Origin of the sequence: Streptomyces atratus (assembly GCF_014648655.1) — a bacterium.
Classification (GTDB): domain Bacteria; phylum Actinomycetota; class Actinomycetes; order Streptomycetales; family Streptomycetaceae; genus Streptomyces; species Streptomyces atratus.
Window position 1 is genome coordinate 367 of the sequence record NZ_BMRN01000056.1, and the last position, 19,923, is coordinate 20,289.

Sequence of the window (19,923 nt, forward strand, 5' to 3'; positions counted from 1 at the left end):
TGCCGCTCGGCCTGCTGCTGGCCGCGGCCGTCGTGTCGTACTTCGTCGGCGAGCGCAGCGACGCCGTGATCATCGGGGTGATCGTGGCGCTCTCCGTCGGCCTTGGTTTCGTCAATGAGTTCCGGGCGGAGAAGACCGCCCAGGCGCTGCACGCGAAGATCCGGCACCGCGCGGTCGTACTGCGTGACGGGCGACCACAGGAGGTGGAGGTCACCGCCCTGGTCCCGGGTGATGTGGTCGAGCTGCGGCTCGGCGACATCGTGCCCGCAGATCTGCGGTTGCTTGCGACCGCGGGGCTGGAGTGCAGCGAGTCGGTGCTGACCGGTGAGTCGCTGCCGGTCGCCAAGGACACCGCTGCCGTGCGGGCCGGCACGGCACTGGCGGATCTGACCGGCTGCGCCCTGATGGGCACCGTGGTGCACTCCGGAAACGGCCGCGGTGTCGTGGTCGCCACCGGTGCCGAGGCCGAGTTCGGGAAGATCGCCGCCGGGCTGAGCGGACACCAGCTGGAGACCGAGTTCCAGGTGGGCCTACGCCGCTTCTCCATGCTGCTGGTCTACGTCGCCGGGGCACTGACCACATCGATCTTCATCATCAACGTCGCACTGCACAAGCCGCTGATCGACGCACTGCTGTTCTCACTGGCCATCGCGGTCGGTATCACCCCGCAGCTACTGCCCGCGGTCGTCTCCACCAGCCTGGCTGCCGGCTCCCGGCGGATGAGCCGACGCAAGGTACTCGTCAAGCGGCTGGTGTGCATCGAGGATCTCGGCGACGTTGACGTGCTCTTCACCGACAAGACCGGAACCCTCACCCAGGGTCGCATCGACTTCATGCGAGCCGTACCCGTCACCGGTACCTCCACGGAAGAAGTGCTGCGCCTGGGCCTGCTGTGCACCGAGACGGACGTGGACGACCAGGGCCGACCCGTGGGCGGAAACCCGCTCGACGAGGCCCTGTGGGACTCCCCGGCCGCGGCCGCCCAGGGCCAGCTGCTCAGCGGCTGGAACCACGCTGGCATCCTGCCCTTCGACCACGAGCGCCGGATGGTCTCCGTCACCGTCACCGGTACCGCCGGTGACACCGTGCTGATCACCAAAGGCGACCGGAGGCGGTGCTGGAACGCTGCGTGCAGGTGCCTGGGCCCACCCGTCAGGCCCTGGAAGCTGAGTTCGCCGCCGGGAACCGAGTCGTCGCGGTGGCGACCCGTCACGCCGAGGCGGGTACCGCACCCGCTGCTGCCGATGAATACAACCTGCGCCTGGCTGGGCTGCTGGTCTTCCTCGACCCGCCCAAATCCGACGCGGCCGAGGCACTGAAGCGGCTGAACACGCTCGGCATCACGGTGAAGATCGTCACCGGGGACAACCCCGCGGTGGCCGCCAAGGTCTGCCACGATCTGGGGCTGACCGACGCGGCCGCGCTGACCGGGACCGACGTGGACGCCATGGACGACGAGCGGCTCACCACCGCGATCCGCGACACCACCGTCTTCGCCCGGGTCAGCCCCGAGCACAAGGCCCGCATCGTCCGTATCCAGCGGAAGACCGGCGGCGACGTCGCCTTCCTCGGCGACGGCGTCAACGACGCCCTCGCGCTGCACGCCGCCGACGTGGGCATCTCGGTGGATTCGGCCACCGACGTGGCCAAGGACGCGGCCGACGTGATCCTGCTGGAGAAGGACCTCGGAGTCCTGGCCGAGGGGGTCGCCGAGGGACGGCGGATCTTCGCCAACACCATCAAGTACGTCCTGATGGGCACCTCGAGCAACTTCGGCAACATGTTCAGCGCGGCCGGCGCCTCCCTGTTCCTGCCCTTCCTGCCGATGCTGCCCTCGCAGATCCTCCTCAACAACCTGCTGTACGACACCAGCCAGCTCGCCATCCCCACCGACGAGGTCGACGAGGAGCAGGTGCGGCGGCCCGCGCACTGGGACATCGCCTTCATCCGGCGCTTCATGATCTGCTTCGGACCGATCAGCTCCCTGTTCGACTTCGTCACCTTCGCCGTGATGCTGGGCGTCTTCCACGCCGACGCCGCCCAGTTCCACACCGGCTGGTTCGTGGAGTCCCTCGCCACGCAGACCCTGGTGATCTTCGCCATCCGCACCCGCCGCATCCCCTTCCGGCACAGTCGCCCCAGCTTGCCCCTGACGCTGACCGCGCTGGGTGTCGTCGCCCTGGGCGCCGCCCTGCCGGCCACCCCGCTGGCCCATGTCCTCGGCTTCCAACCCCTGCCGACCGCCTTCTTCGCCGCGGTGGCCGCCATGGTCGTCGTCTACCTGTTCCTCGTCGAGCTGGGCAAGCGGATCTTCTACCGGAAGACGCGGCCACCGGCTCGCCCACAACCCACCCTCGGCCACCGGCACCTGCGGCGCCGCGCAGCACGGTTCAGCACCATCATCCGACTGCCGCACCCGCAAGCCCCACAAGCTCCCGCCGTCCGCCGGTGAACGGTCCACACCCGACGGGCATCACGCGCCCCTCTCGCCAACTTCATGTCTGGCCAGCGGAAACTCCGTCCCCATATTCGAAATATTCGGAATGACCACAGCGGCTCAGGCCCGAGCCGTCCAGACGATCCACTGCCATCGGATGGTCACGTGCCGCGTCGAACTGCACCGCGAAATCCAGTCCCTGCCAGACAGCCCATGGCAGAACGAGGTCGTGCCACACCTGACCTACGGCCTGCTCACCCGGCCACGACGACGAGCCGCCCGTCGCTGGCGGCATGGCGGGCGGCAGCGCGGACGGCGCGGGCGTGCTGCAGGCGGGAAGCATGGCGCGCACGATGCAAAGGCGGAATGACAAAGGGCTGATGAGCCCCCATCCCGCATTGTGGGTGGCGTGGGTTTGCGGACCGGTCTCGGACGCGCTCGAATGACGGAAGCGCGGATCCCTCCGCCCGCACCGGTTGGTCTGATGAAGCGGCGGTGCCCGCCGAAGCCCGCCCCGGGCTCGCCGACGAGGAGCCGACATGACCAAGGCCGGATCCGCTGGGGCAGCCGGTTGTGAGTGAACGCCCTGGCATCATCCCGCTCTCCGTTGCCGCTGGAGGTGCTCAGGCCGCAGCTGCGCCGGTGATCGACGCCCTGCCGCCGCGCGACGTACGCCGGGCGGCCGATCTGGCGCGGCTGCTGGTGTCCGGAACCGTGCTGGTGATGACGGTGCTGCCAGCCGCCGTGGCGCTGGCGTCCACCCGGAGGATGCAGCAGGGGCTGCTTGACGCGGCGACCGCGCTACCGCCGGGCTTGCGCGACGGTGTCGTCGGGGCAGTGCAGGCGGTCGCTGTGGTCGCGCCGGTGGTGGCCCTCGGCGTACTGGTCGCCCGGCGGCGGGGCGACGCCATCCTGCGGGTCGTGCCCGCGGCGGCGCTGGGCGCGCTGCTTTCGTGGTTGGTCACCCACCTGGCCCTGACGCGCGCCAGACCGGGCCTGTGGCCGCAGGTGCTGGTGGGTCGGGGCGCGCTGGTGCATGCCGGCTGGCCGTCGGCGGCGTACCTGGCCGCCTGCGCGGCGGCGGTCGTCGCGGCAGGCCCTTGGCTGGACACGCGTCTGCGGCGGACGTGGTGGGCGCTGACCGTCGCGTGCGCCGTGCTGAGCGTCGCGGCCGCCGCCCTCATGCCGCTGGAGGCAGTCGCCGCGCTCGCCGTGGGCGGCGTGGCCGGATCGGCCGTGCTGCTGCTGACGGGAGGCCCGGCGGACCGGCCGGTCCCGCAGGCGGTCGCCGACGCACTCGTCGCGTGCGGGATCCCGCTCGCCGCGCTGCGGGAGACGCCCTCCCCCGATCGGCGCCCCGGGGAGGGGGTCCGCTACGGAGCCGAGACCACCACCGGTGCGCGGCTCACGGTACAGGTGCTCGGCCCCGAGGACCGCAACCGCGATGTCTTCCACCGGCTGGCCCGGCTCGCGTTGCTGCGCCATCCCGCCGACACGGGCGCGCATTCCCCGCTCGCCACGTTCGAGCACGAGCTCCTCATGCTCGTGTTCGCAGGCCGTGCCGGCGCCCGGGCGGCCGAGCCGGTGATCGCGTACCCGGTGGCCGGGGGCGGTGCACTGCTGGTGACGGTCGAGCACGCTGCCCGTCCGCTGTCCGCGTTCCCTGGTGAGGAGATCACCGACCGGATACTCACCGGGGTGTGGACGTCCGTGGGCCACCTGCAGAAGCACCGACTGGCGCACCGGGCGCTGCGCCCGGAACACATCCTCGTCGAGCCGGACGGTGCGTCCCGGCTCACCGCGTTCGCGCGCGCCCGGCTCGGCGCCGCACCCGACGCGCTCGGCAGCGACATCGCCGAGCTGCTGGCCACCACCGCGACCCGCGTCGGGGCACACCGCGCCACCCAGTGCGCGCTGGCCGGCCTCGGCCCGCGGCTGCTGGCGACGGCCCTGCCCTACCTGCAGCCGCTGGCGCTGCTCGGCCCCGCACAGCGCGAGGTCGCACGGTACGACCAGGCCCGCGCGCGGGTGGCAGGGGCGGGCGCCAAGCGGCGCACGGTGCGCCCCGGCGGCCGCCCGAGCCTGCTGCGTGACCTCTCCGCCGAGGTCACGGCGGCGACCGGTGCCGAGCCGGCTCCCCTCGCGCACCTCGCGCGCTTCACCTGGAAGAGCATCTTCGGCCTGGTCGGCGCGTTCCTCGTACTCCACCTGGTGCTGCCGCAGTTCGCCAACGCCCCGGCGGTGATCACCGCGTTGCGCAACGCCGACTGGTGGTGGGTGCTCGCCGTAGTGCCCGTCACCTTCATCTCCCAGGCATTCTCGACCTGTCTGCAAATGGGCACCATTCCGGCCAGGCTGCCTTTCGGCCCCACGTTCGAGGTGCAGTTCGCCAGTTCGTTCCTGAACCGGATCACCCCGAGCAACGTCGGCGGCATGGCGCTCAACCTGCGCTACCTGCAGAAGACGGGGATCGAGACCGGGGCTGCCACGGCCTCCGTCGGCCTGCAGAGCCTGGCCGGCGCCGCCTCCAACGCCGTACTCGCCGCCGGGTTCTTCGCCTGGGCCGGACGGCACCACGCTGGAACGCACCTGCACCTGCCCGCAGGCCGGTATGTCCTGCCGGCCATCGCCCTGACCCTCGCGGCCGCAGGTCTGCTCGGTGTCACCCCACCCGGCCGGCGCTTCCTGCGCGAGAAGGTGTGGCCGTTCCTGCACGCGGCAGTGTCGACCCTGACCGGGATCGCGTCCGACCCTGCCAAACTGGCGCTCCTCGTCACCGGCGCGCTCGGTCTGCCTCTCATCCAGGTCGTCGGACTAGCCCTGAGCGTGCGCGCGTTCGGCGGCGATCTTCCCTTCGTCCAGGCGGGCGCCGAGCAGGGACCGGTCGACCAGGCCGGGCAGGAGACTGATCGCGGCAGCATCGTGCAGCACGCCCGCCGCGCCCTGCACGGCCGCGACCACCATCAGCTGGGGCAGGGACAGCCGGTCCAGCGCGGCCGCCACCGGCACGCTGGCCAGCGCGGCGGCGCTGACCAGGTCGCCGGTGATCATCTGCTTCCGCTTGGAGTGGCGGTCGGCCAAGGCCCCAGCGTGCAAAGCCAGCAGTGCGGGCGGCAGTTGGCCCAGGCACGTCAGCCAGGCGACCTCGGCGGTGGTCGCGTCCAGTTCGAGCACCGCCAGCACGGGGATCACCATGCTGCTGATCGAGCTGCCGGTCACGCTGGCTGCCTGACCGGTCAAGTAGCGCCGGAAGTCGCGGTGCCGCCACAGCGACGGCCGGGCGCCGGGGGAGGAGGGGTCAGTGGAGGAGGTCATGGAGCACCTCCTCGGCTTCCGGCAGGCGCTCGCACAGCTCAGCCATGGCCGCCTGCCGGTTGTGGCCGTATGCCTCCAGTTCGGGGGTGACGGCGGCCGGGTCGTCGACGGCCTCGGACAGCGGATACACCGAGCAGGCCAGGTACCCGGCGGCGAGGCGGGGTACGGCAAGGAGCTCTTCGTCCGGCAGCGCCGGGTTGGCTGCCCGGTAGGCGTCAACGGCTTCGGCCAGGCCCGTGGGCCACTGCGGCTCTGCTAGGACGGTGCGCGGGTCGAGGACAATCCGCCCGAGCTCCCAGGCGGGGCTGCGGTGACCGGGCGGCCGGAAGTCGATCAGCGCCGCGACCTGCTGTCCGCGCAGGAGCAGGTTGGGCGAGGCCAGGTCGCCGTGGACGGTCTGCACCGTCAAGGACGTCCGCAGCCCTTTGACCATGGCGGCCGCGGCGGGCAGCGCGTCGACCCGCCGGGCGGCGGTCTCGCGTGCCCAGGCGGGAAACCCCGAGGCGGGCGGCCCCTTAGCGAAGAGGACGAGCAGCCGTTCAAGACGCTGCCGGGCCCGTTTCACATCGCAGACCTCCCGGGCGGGCACCCGGCGCGGTGGCCCGGCCGGGTGCCGGGCCAGGGTCCGGTGCAGGCGTCCGACGGTCTCGCCCACCGCAGCCCACCGGTCGCCGGACAGGCCGCCCTCCGCTGTCTGCGCGTTCTCGACGTACGCCGCGACCGAGACCGCCATCCTGCCGGCGGCTGCGATGAGGTCACCGTCGAGGGTCTGCCGCACCTTCGGCACCGGGATCCGGCCGATCCGTGCGAACTGGCCGAGCTCCAGCGCCTGGCGCTCCGCGTCCAGATCGGTGCCCGTCGGGTAGGCCTTCACGAACCACCGGGCTCCGTCGCTGTCCCGGGCGACGTAGTTGCGGGTCGCGGTCCCCGCGGGACCTTCGACGACCGCGGTGGGGATGATCCGGTAGAAGAGCGTCAGGATCCCCGCCACGACCATCACGTTCGACTCGGCGCCGTTCATCGCCGCACCCCCGACCGGCCGGTGGGGTTCAGCAGCTGGCGCAGGGCTCGGGCATCCGCCTGCAGCTGCTCCTCGTCCTGGCGCCCGAGATCGAGCGCATCGAAGGGCAGTGGCCCGCCCGGCGCCGGGTCCGTTCCGGCTTCGCGGCGTGGAACGCAGTGCCAGTGGGCGTGCGGGATCTGGTTCCCCAGCAGCAGGTAGTTCATCTTCAGCGGCTCGTAGAGCGCCTCCACAGCGCGGCCCAGGGCGAGGACGTCGCGCCAGAACGCGGCTGCCTCCCCCTCGTCCAGCTCGGTGGGCTCGGCGACATGACGGCTGGTGTAGATCACGACGGCGTACCCGCGGACCTGGCCGCTGCGCCACAGGTAGGCGTTGCTGACCTCTCCGCGCCGGACAAGAAGGCCCCAGCCGATGTCGTCGGCGGCGAAGTCGTTCATGCACATCGGGCAGTTGGTGCCGTAGCGGTGGTCGGTGAAGTGCTCCGGCCAGACGCCGGCCGACGCGCGACAGGGCTGTACGTGGTCGGGCATCACGCCGCCTCCCCGGCCTCGGCGCGGTAGCCGGCGGCCTGGAGCGTGAACATGGCGGCGTACTCGCCGCCGAGGTCCATCAGCTCCTGGTGCGTGCCGCTCTCGGTGATGCGGCCGCCGTCGAAGACGAAGATGCGGTCGCAGGCGACGACGCTGGCCAGGCGGTGGGAGATCAGCACCGTGATCTGATCGGGGCGCGGGTTGTCCCGCAGTACCGCCTCGTATACGGCGTGCTCGGCGCGGGGGTCCATGCTGGCGGTCGGTTCGTCCAGCAGCAGGACGGGGGCGTTCTTGTACAGGCCGCGGGCGACGGCGACCTTCGCCCACTGGCCGGCGGACAGTTCCTGGCCGCCGCGGAACCGCTTGGACAGCAGCGCCTCCCACCGGCCGGGCAGTCCGGCGATGACCTGTTCGGCGCCGGAGGCCCGTGCGGCGTCCAGCGCCCGCTGCGGGTCGGCCTCGGTGAGGGTGCCCCGGGAGACCGTCAGGTTGGCCAGCGCGCTGAACGGGAACCGGACCGGGTCCTGGAGCACGCAGCCCACCCTGGCCTGCAACGACTCGGCGTCCATGTCCAGGACGTTCACCCCGTCCCAGCAGACCGTGCCCCCGTCCTGGGGCTCGTACAGCCCTGCGAGCAGCCGCGCGCAGGTGGACTTGCCGGAGCCGTTGACGCCGACGAACGCCACCGTCTGCCCGGCGTGCAGCGTCATGGAGATGCCGTTGAGCGCCGGGGTGTCCTTGCCCGGGTAGGTAAAGGACACGTCGTCCAAAGTGATGGTCTTCACCGTTTCGGGGGCGGGTAGCCCGCTGCGCCGCGGCTGGAGAGTGCGGCAGCGTTCCTGGAAGGCCAACAGGTCGTCCACCCACATTGCGTGCTCGTAGACCAGGTGGGAGACGTCGACGAGCCGGGTCAGCGAGGACTGGGCGGCCTGAATGGCGAGGACCGCGCCCGCACCGGCGGCAAGCGGCAGCCAGCCCGCGATCAGCATGGCGCCGAGCGCCGTATAGGTGATGCCGGTGCCGATCCCGCCGACCGCCCGGCCCGCCAGGGTCAGCCCGGCCGAGCTCACGCCCAGGCGGGTGTCCTCCTCGGCGATCCGGGTCGTCAGCCGGTAGTGCTCCTCCAGCAGCGCACCCTGGGCGGTGTCCGAGCGGAGCTCGGCGGCGGCGTCCCTCTCCAGCAGCAGCCAGGAGAAGACCCGCACCCTGCGCTGCAGCGTGTTCCACCGCTTGAAGGAGTGAAAGCGCGCCCGGGCGCTACGAACGGCCGCCGCGCCGACCGGCAGCACCGACAGCAGGAGAAGAGGTAGCAAGGCCGGGTGGAGGACGCCCAAAACGCCGGCGGTGCCCACAAGCCCGAGCAGGGCCGCGGCCAGGGAGACGACCTGGCCGACGATCTGCCGGGCATAGAACAGCCCGCGGTCGTTGGCCCGGTACGCCTCGTCGTGCCAGTCCGCGTCGTCGACAACCTCCAGCCGCACATGGGCGGTCAGGGTGAGGAACTCCGTCTCCAGCGCGGTACGGATCTGCGGGGTCACCCTGGCCTGCGCGATGGCGACGCCCGCCTCCAGAAGCGCCCGGGCAGACAGGAAGCCGACGACGAACAGGAGTTGGGGGATGGCCGCGCGCACCCGGTCCGGGGTCGGCCCTTCGGCGAACAGTTCCCGCAGCACCGCCACCGAGGCCATGAGCCCGAACGCCGTCATCGCGGCCGACGCCAGCTGCAGAACCACGACCGCGACCGTCGCGGTCCGGTCCGTGTTCCAGGCCAGTTGGCCGATCTGGCGCACGATCCGCGGCAGCCGAGCGAGGATCTGTCCCACCGTAGCCTGGGACGCGGCGCCGTCGTACACGGACCAGTACGCCTCCTCCAGGCCGTCGGCGATGTCACCGTCGTGCGGCCCGTCCGGCACGGCGGCGGGCGGCAGCGGAAGTTCCGCACCGCGCGGGCCGGGCACCGCCCCCGGGCGGATGCCGTCTGCATCACTTCCGCTGCTCATGCCCCCCACCTCGTATCCAGTCGAGCCGAGCGGCGCGCGTAGACGTCGGACTGCCGAGGGCCGCAGGTCTGGGAGGCGAGCGGGGACCACCGCCGCTGTTCGAATCCGGGGCGATGAGCGGGAGCGGGCTCAGCGTTCACAGTGTTCCTCCATCTGGGCGGCCGGTTGGTACTGGTGCTCTAAGAACGCGCCGAATCCGGGGCCGTAACGGCCCCGGACGGGCGAATTTCTCGAACGTAAATACGGCCCTGGCGTCCGGGCCAAGAGTCTCCTGCCTGGTCACTCTTGAATCCACACGTTCGAGTGGTTGACGACGTGTGGCACTCGATCAGGGGCTTGCGCGGGCCTTCCACGGCCTTGGGGCGGGACGGTCACGCTCCAAGGCCGCCAACACCAGCTGACTGAGGCGGGCGGGGTAGGGGCGGGTTGCTGGGAATTGCTGTCCTAGGTAGTCCGTGGTGATCAGCGGAGCGTCCCGTCTCGGCACCTCGATGACGAGAGGGCCGCAGCGTGCCTCGAGATCCCCGAGCGTCCGCGGGTCGCACGCGGGCGAAGGCCCCGCGCGCAGGGAGCGGTTGTCGTACGGAACCAGCTCCACCAGGTCGCGGCGGGTCAGGACGTCTCCCACAGGGCGGGGGGTGACCGCGCTGGTGTTGAGAATGACGCCGAGGCCGGTCTGGTGGCGCAGCCGGGCGGCCAGGCGGCGGAGGAGTTCCTCGGGACTGAAGGGGCAGCTCTTCCAGCAGCTGCCCGGCCGGCCGACGACGTTGGCCAGGGCTGTCTCCGCGTCGCCGATCGCGTCGGTCCGCCAGGACAGTTCGGCCGGGGACAGCACCCTCGACGATCGCAGTCGCAGCAACGGGTAAAGGTTCCTCGGGGAGTGAAACCGGGGCTTCGGAGACCAGGGTCACCACGGGGTGCCTGACGTCCGAAGCCCCGGTGGCTAGGGGCGAATGGGGGACAGGGTCGACGCCCCGGCACGTCGAACTGCCGGTATCGCAGGACCACTTAGGAGCTGACCACCAGCCTGCCCTGCCGTCATCTGTCGGGCCAGGTGCACGGGGGCTCATATCGAGGGTCATTCAGTTCCGCCTCCCACTACGTGGCGAGCAGCCCCAAATCTGGGGCATTTCAGGACCAAATGCTGGTAGGTGGGTCGTCTCCTCGTGGGAATGACCCCCGATATGAGCCGTTGGGCAGCTGGATTTCCCGTTCGGACAAGTGCGACGGTGAGAGCGGGGCTGACGAGAGCCGCGCTCCGCCCCACTTCTCTCCAGATTCCCCGGTGCCTCATCGCTGTGCTGCACCACGGCGAGCCGAGTCGGCGCCCTGTCCTTCGCGATGAGAGCGAGCCCCGTCGTGACCGCTTCACACCTGCCCCGGCGACGCCTGGTCGCCGGATGGGACGAGCACCCTCTCGGCGTCGGTTGCCGGCCCGTCGGGGGACCGGCAACCAATCTGGGCCACGCCGCGGGATGGGCCCCTGTGGACGACGACTGCGCCGTTGATGCCCTCCTGCGCGCCCGCGAAGAGGGAGCGACTGTCTTCGACACCTCGGACGTCTACGGTCTCGGGCACTCCCAGAGGCTGCTGGGTCGCATGCTTGCCCAGGTGCCCCGCGAAAGCATCAGCATCACCAGCACGGTCGGGGCCTTCAGGGGCACCAGCGTCAACGCCTACCGCTCCCTCAATCTGCACGGACAAGTCGAGCAGAGCCTTGAGAACCTCGGCGTGGAATCGCTGGATGTCCTGACACTGCACCACACCGACTTCGGCCCACGCGACCAGTACCTCCAAGAGGCACGGGAGACACTGGAGGCCCTGCGTGACCTCGGCAGGGTCAAGGCGCTCGGGATGAGGTCGCCCAACCGGCTGGCGGCAGGTACCGCAACCTCGGGCGACCGCAATCAGGTAAGCGCGGCTCGGTTCGCCTTCCTCGTCCAACAGTTCGGCCCCAAGGTCATCACCACCCCCTTCAGCCCCCTCAGCCAGCCACCCGAACCCGAGGCCGCCGACAGCGAAGACGACGAGGACATCTTCAGCTTCGCCCGTCGCCACGGCGTCGCCACCATGATCACCGAGCCTCTGGGCCTGGGACTGCTCACCGGCAAATACCTTCCGGACACGGCCTTCGGCCCTGGCGACGTCCGCTCCCGCATCACCGCGCCGGTCTTGGACGCCGTCCAGCGACGCCTGCAGCCCTTGCGGGACCGGTTCGGACCCACCCCGCAAGACCTCGCCCGGGTCGCCCTCCACTACTGCCTCAAGCGCTGCCCGGACTCGATCGTTCTCACCGGATTCACCAGTTCACAACAGGTGGCCGTGAACTACCAGGGCTTCAAGAACGAACTGAGCGAACCGGACTACGAATTCGTCGACGCCGCGTACACGGCCTTGCGAGCCGAGCTGGTAGAGCTCGGCCAGCTCCGCTCGAGGGATGCGGCGTCCGCGCCATGAATCCCCGGACCGAGCCGGCCTGCCCACGCCCCCGAGGAGCGATGACGCCCCCCGCGCGTGCTGCGCAAGGTGAGAAATGGAGGCTCACATGAGCCCAAACAGTACCTATTGGATGAACTACGCCATTGGCGTCGCACAAAGGGCGCCACAATCAGGTCGGCGGGTCGGCGTTGCGCTCGTTTCTGAACACGACGAGTTGATTTGCTCCGCCTTCGAGGGCGAAGTACGCGGCGCATCCTGGTATCGCATTCTGCGGCGCAGGATGCAAGAACTCGGAACATCCAGCGCACACAGCGTATATCTGACGATCAACACCCTGTCAGCGGCCTCGTCGTTTGAGCTCGCCGAGCTCTTGAAGGAAGTGCGCGTCGACAGGGTCTATATCGGTCTGCCAGACCCCGTGCTGACGAATTACCTCGATGACGATCCCGTCACCGCACGTGGTCATGTACACCGCTTCCCCGACGATTTGCAGCGCGAGATCCTCGAGCAGAATCGACACCTCTACGCAGTGAGCGAGCAGAGTATCGAGTGCAACCCCCACTACTCCACACATCGCATTAGTGAAGCCGTCTCCACCTGGCTGAGGTCGAGGGGGTTCGCGCTTTCCAGGAGTGATGTCAATGCGAACAGGGGGAGGTTTGCGCTCGCTTCTCTCATCTGCCAGAGGTATGGGATCGATTGCAAAGAGGCTGATCGCGCCGTAAACGACGCACTGTCCGAAGCGTTTGACGCGAAGTACGGTACCTATGACTACGCGTACGACGCTCGTGCCGCCAACTTGAGGTGGACCGACGACTTCATGTCGGTTTACAGGAGGTCGTCCACAAGGTCGCTGTCTACCGTCAACATCCTCAACGTCGGCGTCGGAGCCGGTCACGAAGCAGCAGCTTTGTTTTCCGAATGCCCGCAGATCACCTTTGTTGACATCGCGGAAAGTGGCCTTGCGAATATAGGCGGACGCATTCCCTTGTCGAGAACTGTCGTCTCTGGCGCCGAAGACCTGTCTGCCCTACCGGAGAACAGTTACGACCTGTATGTCTCCTTGAGGACGTACAACTCGTCGTTCTTCGACACGTCCGCAGCGGCCTCAGAGGCGCACAGAGTACTGAAGCCCGGCGCGGTGATTATCGTCTCTGTAGCCAACGGATTTCTGTATACTCAGCGGGGCTGCGTCGTGCCAGGACTGATCATCCCCGGCACGGAGTTCGTCGACCTCTATCGCGGGATGGACACAGCCAATCTGATTGGCGCGAAGCTCGACTGTGCTGGATTTAAAGATATCCGAATGTTTCCAACAAGTGCCGAGATTTACCTGTCGGCCGTCACCGCCTAACGTTTCCACCGTCCCTCCGGCCGGCCACGTTCGCGACGTCCCATCAGTTCTGCGGGAAGGCTGAATCGCAGACGGCCGGGTGCGACCGGGCTGTCCAGAGTGACCAGCGTGAAGGAAGGGCTTCTGCAATGAACGGGCGAACGACTGTTGCCCATCGGATCCTGCAGTTCAACGAGGAACTCGCGGGAACGACGCTTGAACTGCCTCCCGGATTCACGGTCATCAATCCGTTCAGCGGCCCCCAGCAGGAGCGTGTCTGCGAGGTGACGACTGCGTTCTACCACAAGTACTACGACGACCATGAGCCGCGCCGTCTGGTACTGGGGAGCTCGCCCGCCCGACGCGGCACGGCCGTGACCGGGGTCCCGTTCGAAGACGCCAAGCTCCTCGAAAGCGAAACGGGAGTCGATGTCGACGGTTATGCGGTGAGCCGGCCTTCCGCCGGGTTTCTGCACGACGTCATCAGGCGCTACGGGGGCCGCGACAGGTTCTATGCCGACTTCGTCATGAGTTTTGTGTGTCCTCTTGGCCTGGTGAGAACGAACCCCAAGGGAAACGAGGTCAATTGCAACTACTATGAAAACAAGAAGCTGCTGGAGCTCCTGCGCTCTTTCCTCGTGGACACCCTGGAACGCCAGCTGGCATTCGGAACTGACACCTCGGTGTGCTACTGCATTGGCAGTGGCGAGAACTTCAAGTTCCTCTCGAAGGTAAACGAGGGCCAGCGCTTCTTCCAGAGGATCGTGCCCTTGGAGCACCCGCGTTTCATCACTCAATACAATCGGGAGAGAGAGGAAGAATTCGCCGAAAAGTACCTCAGCGCTCTGCGCGGAGAAGGCGATTAGTCGTGGCGTCCTCCGGAACGCTTCCTCTCAGCTGATTCGACGAAGGCTGTGTGCTCCCAACGCGCTGGAACGAGAAGGAGAACAGTACATTGGTGACAGAAGGCAGGGTCCTGGTCCACTTCGACTCGGAACGCGTTGGCGTTTACCGCTTCCAGAGCGGCGAGCTGAAGCTACTCAAAAGGGAGCGGCTCGCGTTTGGAGACAGCCTCGCCGGCGAGGTGCTGGCAGACAGCGTCGGCGAGTTCTGCGCCGGGCTCAAGGAGTTCAGCGAGGTTGTTGACAACAAGGGAACTCGACTGTACGCCACCGGGGTCTTCCAGCGGCTCCCGCAGCCGGAAGCGGCCGCACTGGTCAACAGCGTCTATGTCGACACCGGCCTCTATTTCAACATAGTGGGGCCTGAGCTGGAGCGGTTCTACCTGGAAACGGGCATGTCCGCATGTGGTTCGAACGGTATGATGGAAGGCCTGGTCCGGCGGGAGTTCCGGAAGGCCGTCGTCTGCGGCAGCTTCCAGCAATCTCTGGGGTACATCGAGGACACCATCGCCCGTCTGCGCGAAAGCGGCACCGTAGTGCTCAGCCCTCGGAGCGCAAGGATCAAGCCGGAAACCGCGGGCACCGAATTCATCCTCTTCGACTACCAGGATTCGCTGAAGAACGAACGCGACACGTGGCGGCACAAGTACGTGCATATGGACGCGTTCCGGCAAGCCGAAGCTGTTGTCGTATGCAACCCCGGCGGTCTCGTTGGAAACGGCACCATCTTCGAGCTCGGCTTCATGTCCGCACTTTCCAAGAGGGTCATCTTCACGGAGGAGCCCCAGGGCGTTTCTGTCTTGTTCCCCTGTGAGGTCGGCCTGGATTCCTGAGCACACCCGCTGAGGGCTGCAGCACCCCACCCCGTTCTTGCATCCCCGGCCGGAACGAAGCGGCGTTTCGGCGAACGGCACAGGGCCGGGAGCAGGTCTCCGGCTCATCCTCGCTCTCTGTCCACCCAGATCTCACTTCTCGGCTACGAAGATACGGAAAGGACCCTCGCCGGTGCGCGATGCAGAACCCATCGACATAGTGCGCGACAGGCTGCGAGAGATCGTGGCGTCTGTCCTTGAAGTGGAGAAGGAAGACATCGAGTCTGGTGCCCTGTTCTATGAGGAACTCGGAATGAGCTCCTTGGAAAAGGTTGCGGTCGCGGCCGCGATCGAGCGCGAGTTCGGAGCTTTGTCCGCTGAGGAAGCGGCAGCCCTCACCAGCCTGGACGCCGCGGTGTCCGTGCTCAGCGAGCGGGCGACAAGCCCCCAGGGTGTCGACCTGATCGACCGCCTGGTGGCGGGTCATGTCTCCGCCGACCGGGGCGAAAGGGCTAGCTACCTCGACCCCCAGGCCGGGGAGATCACCTACGCCGACCTCCTGGAGGCAGCACGCGGGTACGCGGGCGCCCTCAGGGCAGCAGGCGTGCCTGAGGGCGCCCGCGGCCTCCTGATCGCCGACGATTCCGTGGCGACCGTCGTCGCCGTCCTCGGCCTGTGGTGGCACGGCTGCGTCCCCGTGGTGATCAGCCCGATGCTCACGGACGACGAAGTCCGCTACATCGCCGAGAACTGCGCCGCCGCGATGGTGCACCTCGACGCAGCTCCCAAGCGGCAACGTGCCCTGGAAGAGCTGTTCGAGACGACACCCCAGTTCGCCGGCGCTGACGTCCGTGCTGCTCTGGCGACGGCCGAGCCCGGGCCCACACGGCGCCCGGAGGAGGCTGGGCCCCCGGCCGCGTGGGGTGCGGGGCGTGAGGCGCTCGTGCAGTACACCTCCGGAAGCACCGGCATGCCCAAGGGGGTGCGGCACTCGGCGGGCGCGATCGCGGCCATGGCAGACGGCATCGGCACGGTACTGGCACTGACTCCCGAGGACACCGTGCTGTCCACCGCCCGGATGTCCTTCGGCTACGGCTTCGGCAGCTCCGTCCTGTGCCCTCTGGCGGCCGGCTCCCGCGTCGCGCTCATCCGCGGACCTGTCGACGTTCACTCACTCACCGCCGCGATGCAGCGCCACCGGCCTACCGTGCTGTTCTCCGTCCCACGGCTCTACGCGGCGCTGCTGAACGCATCCGGGACGGCGCTCGCCTCCGACTCCGTGCGGCTGTGCGTGGCGGCGGGCGAGAATCTGCCGGGTCCGCTCAGCGAGCGGATCCGCACCGCCTTCCAGGCCGAGCTGCTCAACGGCCTCGGCGCTACCGAGGTGCTCTACATCGTCGTCGGCACGCCGCCGGGGAAAGAGCGCCCGGGAACATTCGGGGTCCCGGTGCCCGGGATCACCGCGACCGTCCGCGCCGTGGACGGCACGCCCGTCGCCGACGGGGAGGAGGGCCGACTGCACATCGCCGGCCCGACCGTCGCCCTCGGCTACATCGGCCGGCCGGAGGCCGCAGCGGTCACCTTCGCCGACGGCGGCGCCTACACCGGTGACCTGGTGCGCCGCGCGCCGGACGGCACGTTCACCCATCTCTGCCGCACCGATGACCTGCTCAACCTGGGCGGCTACAAGGTCGTGCCGAGTGAGATCGAGAGCGTCATCCGCGTCGCTGAAGGGGTCCAGGACGGCGTGGTGGTCGGCTACCGCGATGCCGATGGCCTGGAGCAGGCCGTGGCGTATCTGGTAGCCCGGCCGGGATCCGACACGGCCATGGTGCGGCGCGCGGTGAACGCCGCGATCCGTAGCGGTCTTGCCGCCCACAAGCGCCCCGCCCGTCTCGAGTTCCTCGACAAGCTCCCGACCACGTCGACCGGCAAGCTGGCCGCCTTCGAGCTGAGGAAGGCGGCTACACAACCGTGACCTGGGACATCACGGGCATGGCCGCCGTTGCCAACATCGGTACCAGCCCCCGGGAAATCTTCGCCGCGTTGTGCGCGGGCCAGGAGAGCCGCAAGCCCCTGAAAGCCTTCGACCCCGACAAGTACCGGGCGACACACGCCTACGAGATCGACGACCGGCCCGAGAGCGGCGGCGACATACCGCGGCGCGCCACCCGCTGGCTCACCACCGTCGTTCGTCAGGCAGTCGCTGACGCGGGCCTGGACGAGGACCTGTCACAGGTACCCGTGCTGGTCGGGACCACCATGCGCGAGCAGCGCAGCCTCGAACTGTGGTGGCGTGCCCACGCGGAAGTCGCCCTCGACGACCTGCACTTCGGCACCGCCCTGAAGGAGACCTTCGGCGCGTCCACCACGTACACCTTCGCCAACGCCTGCTCAGCCACGCTGTACGCGCTCGCCATGGCCACCGACATGATCGAGCTCGGCATGGCCGACACGGTCGTCGTCGCGGGCACCGACGCCGCCACCGAAAGCGGCTTCGGCACGCTCGACCGGGTGCAGAACGACATCCCCGACGCGCTGCGCCCCTTCGACGCCACGCACAAGGGCATGCTGATGGGTGAGGGCGCGGCCGCCGTCGTCGTCCAGCGCGCCGGCACCGGGAACGGGCCCGTGCACGCCCGGGTGCGCGGTGTGTCCATGAACTGCGACGCTCACCACGCCACCGCGCCCGACCCCGACGGCATCACCCGTGCGGTGCGGGACGCCTACAGCAGAGCAGGGGTGCGGGCGGAGGACATCGACCTGGTGATGCTGCACGGCAGCGGCACCCCCCGCAACGACTCGACGGAGTCGAGCGTCCTGCGCCACATCTTCCAGGGCGCCAAAACCGGTCCGCGGATGACCGCCATCAAGGCGATGACCGGTCACACCCTGGGCGGTTCGGGACTACTCAGCCTCGTGATGGCGGTGCTCGCCATGAAGGAAGGGACAGTACCCCCGGTCCTGGGACTCACCGATCCGATCTCCGAGGCCGCAGGACTGGGCCTGGTGCAGGGCTTCCCCGCAGCCGGCGACCTGACCATCGCTCAGATCGACGCGTTCGGCTTCGGAGGGATCAACGCCGTCGCGATCGTGGAGGCAGCCCGATGAGCGCGACGAGCACCGCACACATGAGGAACCCGAACGCCCGGGAGGTCGTCGTCACGGGCATCGGACTGGCGCTCCCCGGTGTTGCGACGTACGGCGACCTCCTCGGACCCCTGCCGGGTGAGGGCATCTTTGACCCGGCAACCGGTCTCAGCGGACGCGAGCTGCGCCACAAGGACCGTGCGTCCCGGCTCGCCCTGCGGGCCGCCGGGTTCGCCCTCCATGACGCGGGTCTGACCGATGCCGACGCCACGTTCACGGGCGTGGCTGACTCGACCGCCGTCGTGGTCAGCACCAACCTGGGCAACGTGGACAGCGTCTGCGAAGCCACCGACACGATCGCCAGAGCAGGCGTCATGGGCCTCAGCCCCTTGGGCCTGCCACAGACATCAAGCAACGTCATTGCCGGCTGGGTGGCCATCCGCTACAGGCTGCGCGGCCCCAACCTCACCGTCTGCAACGGCGTCACGAGCGGTCTGGACGCCCTCTCCTGGGCCCGCAACCTCATCGTGGCCGGACGCGCCGAAGCAGCCGTCGTCGTCGGCGTCGAACCAGCCAACGACGTGGTGACGAAGGTCCTCGGCGAGCAGTCCACCGACGCGGCGGTCGCGGTCGTACTTGAACCGGCGGACGCAGCCGCTTCCCGCGGCGCACGGCCACGCGCCACGATCACCGGTTACGCACGGGCCCGGAACCTCGCCGCGGCGTTGGTCTCCGCCGGTGTGACCGAGGAGGAATCCGTCGGACTGTGGCTCGTGGACGAGGCGGGTGCCCGGTCGGGCCATCTGCTCGCAGCCACTCGCCGGATCGATCTGGAAGCCCAGCTGGGCCCGCTGTCCGGGGCGCTCGGCGTCCTGCAGTGCGCTGCCGCGGCTGCCCATCTGGAGAGCGGCGCCACCGGGAACGTGCTCGCCACGGCCGGAGGCCCTCGCCACGACGCGACGGGCGCTCTCCTGCTGACCCCGTGGCCGGCCATTCGTCCATCCACGCAGGAACGAGGACAACACCCATGACCACGCCGACCGTGAACATCCAGGATCTCCGCGCTCTGATAGTCGGCGTACTGGAGACCGAGCCGGAGGAGGTCACCGACGAAGCGCACTTCTCCCACGATCTCGACATCGACTCGCTGCTGATGCTCGAGATCTCAACCCGCGTGGAGAGTGCGTACGGCGTCCCGGAGAACGCCGTGGCCGTCAGCGGTGCCACCACCCTCGCTGAGCTGCACGCCTTCCTCATCTCGACGCTCACCGGCGAGACGTCGGCTTGCCCGCTCATCCGCTCGAAACCGCTGAGCGACCCAGCCGCGCGCCTGTTCATGTTCCACCACGCCGGCGGCTCACACCTGCTCTACCGGGGCTGGGCGGAGCACTTCCCCGAGGACTGGGAACTCTGCCTCCTGGAGGCCCCCGGCCGAGGCCAGCTACAGACACTCCCGCTGATCGACGACTGCGATCAGCTGGTCGACTACTTCCACACCGCCATCGCTCCACTGCTTGACCGGCCCTTCGGGTTCTTCGGCCACAGCATGGGCTCACTCATCGCCTACCAGCTCACTCGCCGACTTCTCCGCGAAGGGGACCCGCTCCCCACCTGGCTGGGTGTGTCCGCCTACGGCGCCCCGCGAGGTGAGACCGAAGCCGACGGCCGCCCTCACCTGATGTCCGACGACGAACTGCGCGGCTGGCTGCGGAACGTGGGCGGCAGCCCACCGCAGCTTCTCGACGACGACGCCGTCTGGCGCAAGTTCGCCCCGGTGTTCCGTAGCGACTTCAAACTCCTGGACACCTGGGCTCCTCCCCGCAACCCCGAGCCGCTGCCCGTTGCACTCTCGGTATTCGGGGGCCACCACGACAGGCTGATCGGCGAGGACCATCTACTCTCCTGGCGAGCGTTCACGACGGACTTCCGCGGACTCGAGAGGTACGAAGGCGACCACTTCTACGTGATGAACCACCGGCGGCCTCTCGCTGTCGCCATAACGGCCGCGATGCGTTCCGCCGCTGCCTGAGCTCGCTTTCACCGC

Annotated in this window: 15 protein-coding genes and 2 pseudogenes; 11 read left to right on the top strand and 6 right to left on the bottom strand. The window is 68.9% G+C overall.

Annotated features, from left to right (window positions below; all coding sequences use genetic code 11):
* Nucleotides 1-203 precede the first annotated feature (203 nt).
* Both IEZ15_RS45730 and IEZ15_RS45735 read left to right on the top strand, forming a co-directional pair.
* Nucleotides 204-806, top strand: a pseudogene (locus IEZ15_RS45730) (P-type ATPase actuator domain-containing protein); the annotation flags it as partial.
* A 323-nt stretch (nt 807-1,129) separates the two neighbouring features.
* A complete protein-coding gene (locus IEZ15_RS45735; RefSeq protein WP_229846400.1) occupies nt 1,130-2,452 on the top strand; it encodes an HAD-IC family P-type ATPase in 1,323 nt (440 codons plus the stop codon).
* Nucleotides 2,453-2,495: 43 nt separating this feature from the next.
* On the opposite strand, the gene IEZ15_RS38420 is transcribed toward IEZ15_RS45735, so the two are convergent.
* Nucleotides 2,496-2,780 carry a hypothetical protein gene (locus IEZ15_RS38420; protein WP_189281656.1) on the bottom strand — a complete coding sequence of 95 codons (285 nt, stop codon included), beginning with the start codon at nt 2,778-2,780 and terminating at the stop codon, nt 2,496-2,498.
* 1,196 nt (nt 2,781-3,976) lie between these two features.
* Between IEZ15_RS38420 and IEZ15_RS45740 the strand changes: the two are divergent.
* Nucleotides 3,977-5,290: pseudogene (locus IEZ15_RS45740) on the top strand (lysylphosphatidylglycerol synthase transmembrane domain-containing protein); the annotation flags it as partial.
* Here IEZ15_RS45740 and IEZ15_RS38425 read toward each other — a convergent pair.
* The 5 genes from IEZ15_RS38425 to IEZ15_RS38445 form a co-directional block, all read right to left on the bottom strand.
* A complete protein-coding gene (locus IEZ15_RS38425) occupies nt 5,252-5,752 on the bottom strand; it encodes an MFS transporter (protein ID WP_229846404.1) in 501 nt (166 codons plus the stop codon). The pseudogene IEZ15_RS45740 and the gene IEZ15_RS38425 overlap by 39 nt on opposite strands.
* Nucleotides 5,736-6,773 carry a phosphotransferase enzyme family protein gene (locus IEZ15_RS38430; protein ID WP_189281657.1) on the bottom strand — a complete coding sequence of 346 codons (1,038 nt, stop codon included), beginning with the start codon at nt 6,771-6,773 and terminating at the stop codon, nt 5,736-5,738. The genes IEZ15_RS38425 and IEZ15_RS38430 overlap by 17 nt, the downstream gene beginning before the upstream one ends.
* Entirely contained in the window at nt 6,770-7,303 is a 534-nt protein-coding gene (locus tag IEZ15_RS38435) for an HIT family protein (RefSeq protein WP_229846401.1), read from the bottom strand. Before IEZ15_RS38435 ends, IEZ15_RS38430 begins: the two co-directional genes overlap by 4 nt.
* Nucleotides 7,303-9,303, bottom strand: a complete 2,001-nt coding sequence (locus IEZ15_RS38440; protein WP_189281658.1) for an ABC transporter ATP-binding protein — start codon at nt 9,301-9,303, stop codon at nt 7,303-7,305. Before IEZ15_RS38440 ends, IEZ15_RS38435 begins: the two co-directional genes overlap by 1 nt.
* Nucleotides 9,304-9,631: 328 nt before the next feature.
* Nucleotides 9,632-10,162, bottom strand: coding sequence for a hypothetical protein (locus IEZ15_RS38445; protein WP_189281659.1), 531 nt, complete (start codon nt 10,160-10,162; stop codon nt 9,632-9,634).
* 626 nt (nt 10,163-10,788) lie between these two features.
* On the opposite strand from IEZ15_RS38445, the gene IEZ15_RS38450 reads away from it, so the two are divergent.
* The 8 genes from IEZ15_RS38450 to IEZ15_RS38485 all read left to right on the top strand — a co-directional run bounded on the left by IEZ15_RS38450 (nt 10,789) and on the right by IEZ15_RS38485 (nt 19,908).
* Nucleotides 10,789-11,760: an aldo/keto reductase gene (locus IEZ15_RS38450; RefSeq protein WP_189281660.1), complete on the top strand. Its 972-nt coding sequence runs from the start codon at nt 10,789-10,791 to the stop codon at nt 11,758-11,760.
* A gap of 112 nt (nt 11,761-11,872) precedes the next feature.
* A complete protein-coding gene (locus IEZ15_RS38455; protein WP_189281661.1) occupies nt 11,873-13,096 on the top strand; it encodes a class I SAM-dependent methyltransferase in 1,224 nt (407 codons plus the stop codon).
* Nucleotides 13,097-13,224: 128 nt separating this feature from the next.
* Nucleotides 13,225-13,941, top strand: coding sequence for a uracil-DNA glycosylase family protein (locus IEZ15_RS38460; protein ID WP_189281662.1), 717 nt, complete (start codon nt 13,225-13,227; stop codon nt 13,939-13,941).
* A gap of 92 nt (nt 13,942-14,033) precedes the next feature.
* On the top strand, nt 14,034-14,810 hold the full coding sequence (locus tag IEZ15_RS38465) for a TIR domain-containing protein (RefSeq protein WP_189281663.1): 777 nt from the start codon (nt 14,034-14,036) through the stop codon (nt 14,808-14,810).
* Between the two features lie 172 nt (nt 14,811-14,982).
* Nucleotides 14,983-16,767: an AMP-binding protein gene (locus IEZ15_RS38470; RefSeq protein ID WP_229846402.1), complete on the top strand. Its 1,785-nt coding sequence runs from the start codon at nt 14,983-14,985 to the stop codon at nt 16,765-16,767.
* Nucleotides 16,764-17,900 carry a beta-ketoacyl synthase N-terminal-like domain-containing protein gene (locus IEZ15_RS38475; protein ID WP_189281664.1) on the top strand — a complete coding sequence of 379 codons (1,137 nt, stop codon included), beginning with the start codon at nt 16,764-16,766 and terminating at the stop codon, nt 17,898-17,900. Before IEZ15_RS38470 ends, IEZ15_RS38475 begins: the two co-directional genes overlap by 4 nt.
* Nucleotides 17,897-18,910, top strand: coding sequence for a beta-ketoacyl synthase N-terminal-like domain-containing protein (locus IEZ15_RS38480; RefSeq protein WP_189281665.1), 1,014 nt, complete (start codon nt 17,897-17,899; stop codon nt 18,908-18,910). Before IEZ15_RS38475 ends, IEZ15_RS38480 begins: the two co-directional genes overlap by 4 nt.
* Complete coding sequence (locus IEZ15_RS38485; RefSeq protein WP_189281666.1) at nt 18,907-19,908, top strand: thioesterase domain-containing protein; 1,002 nt, start codon at nt 18,907-18,909, stop codon at nt 19,906-19,908. Before IEZ15_RS38480 ends, IEZ15_RS38485 begins: the two co-directional genes overlap by 4 nt.
* The last annotated feature ends 15 nt before the right edge of the window (nt 19,909-19,923 follow it).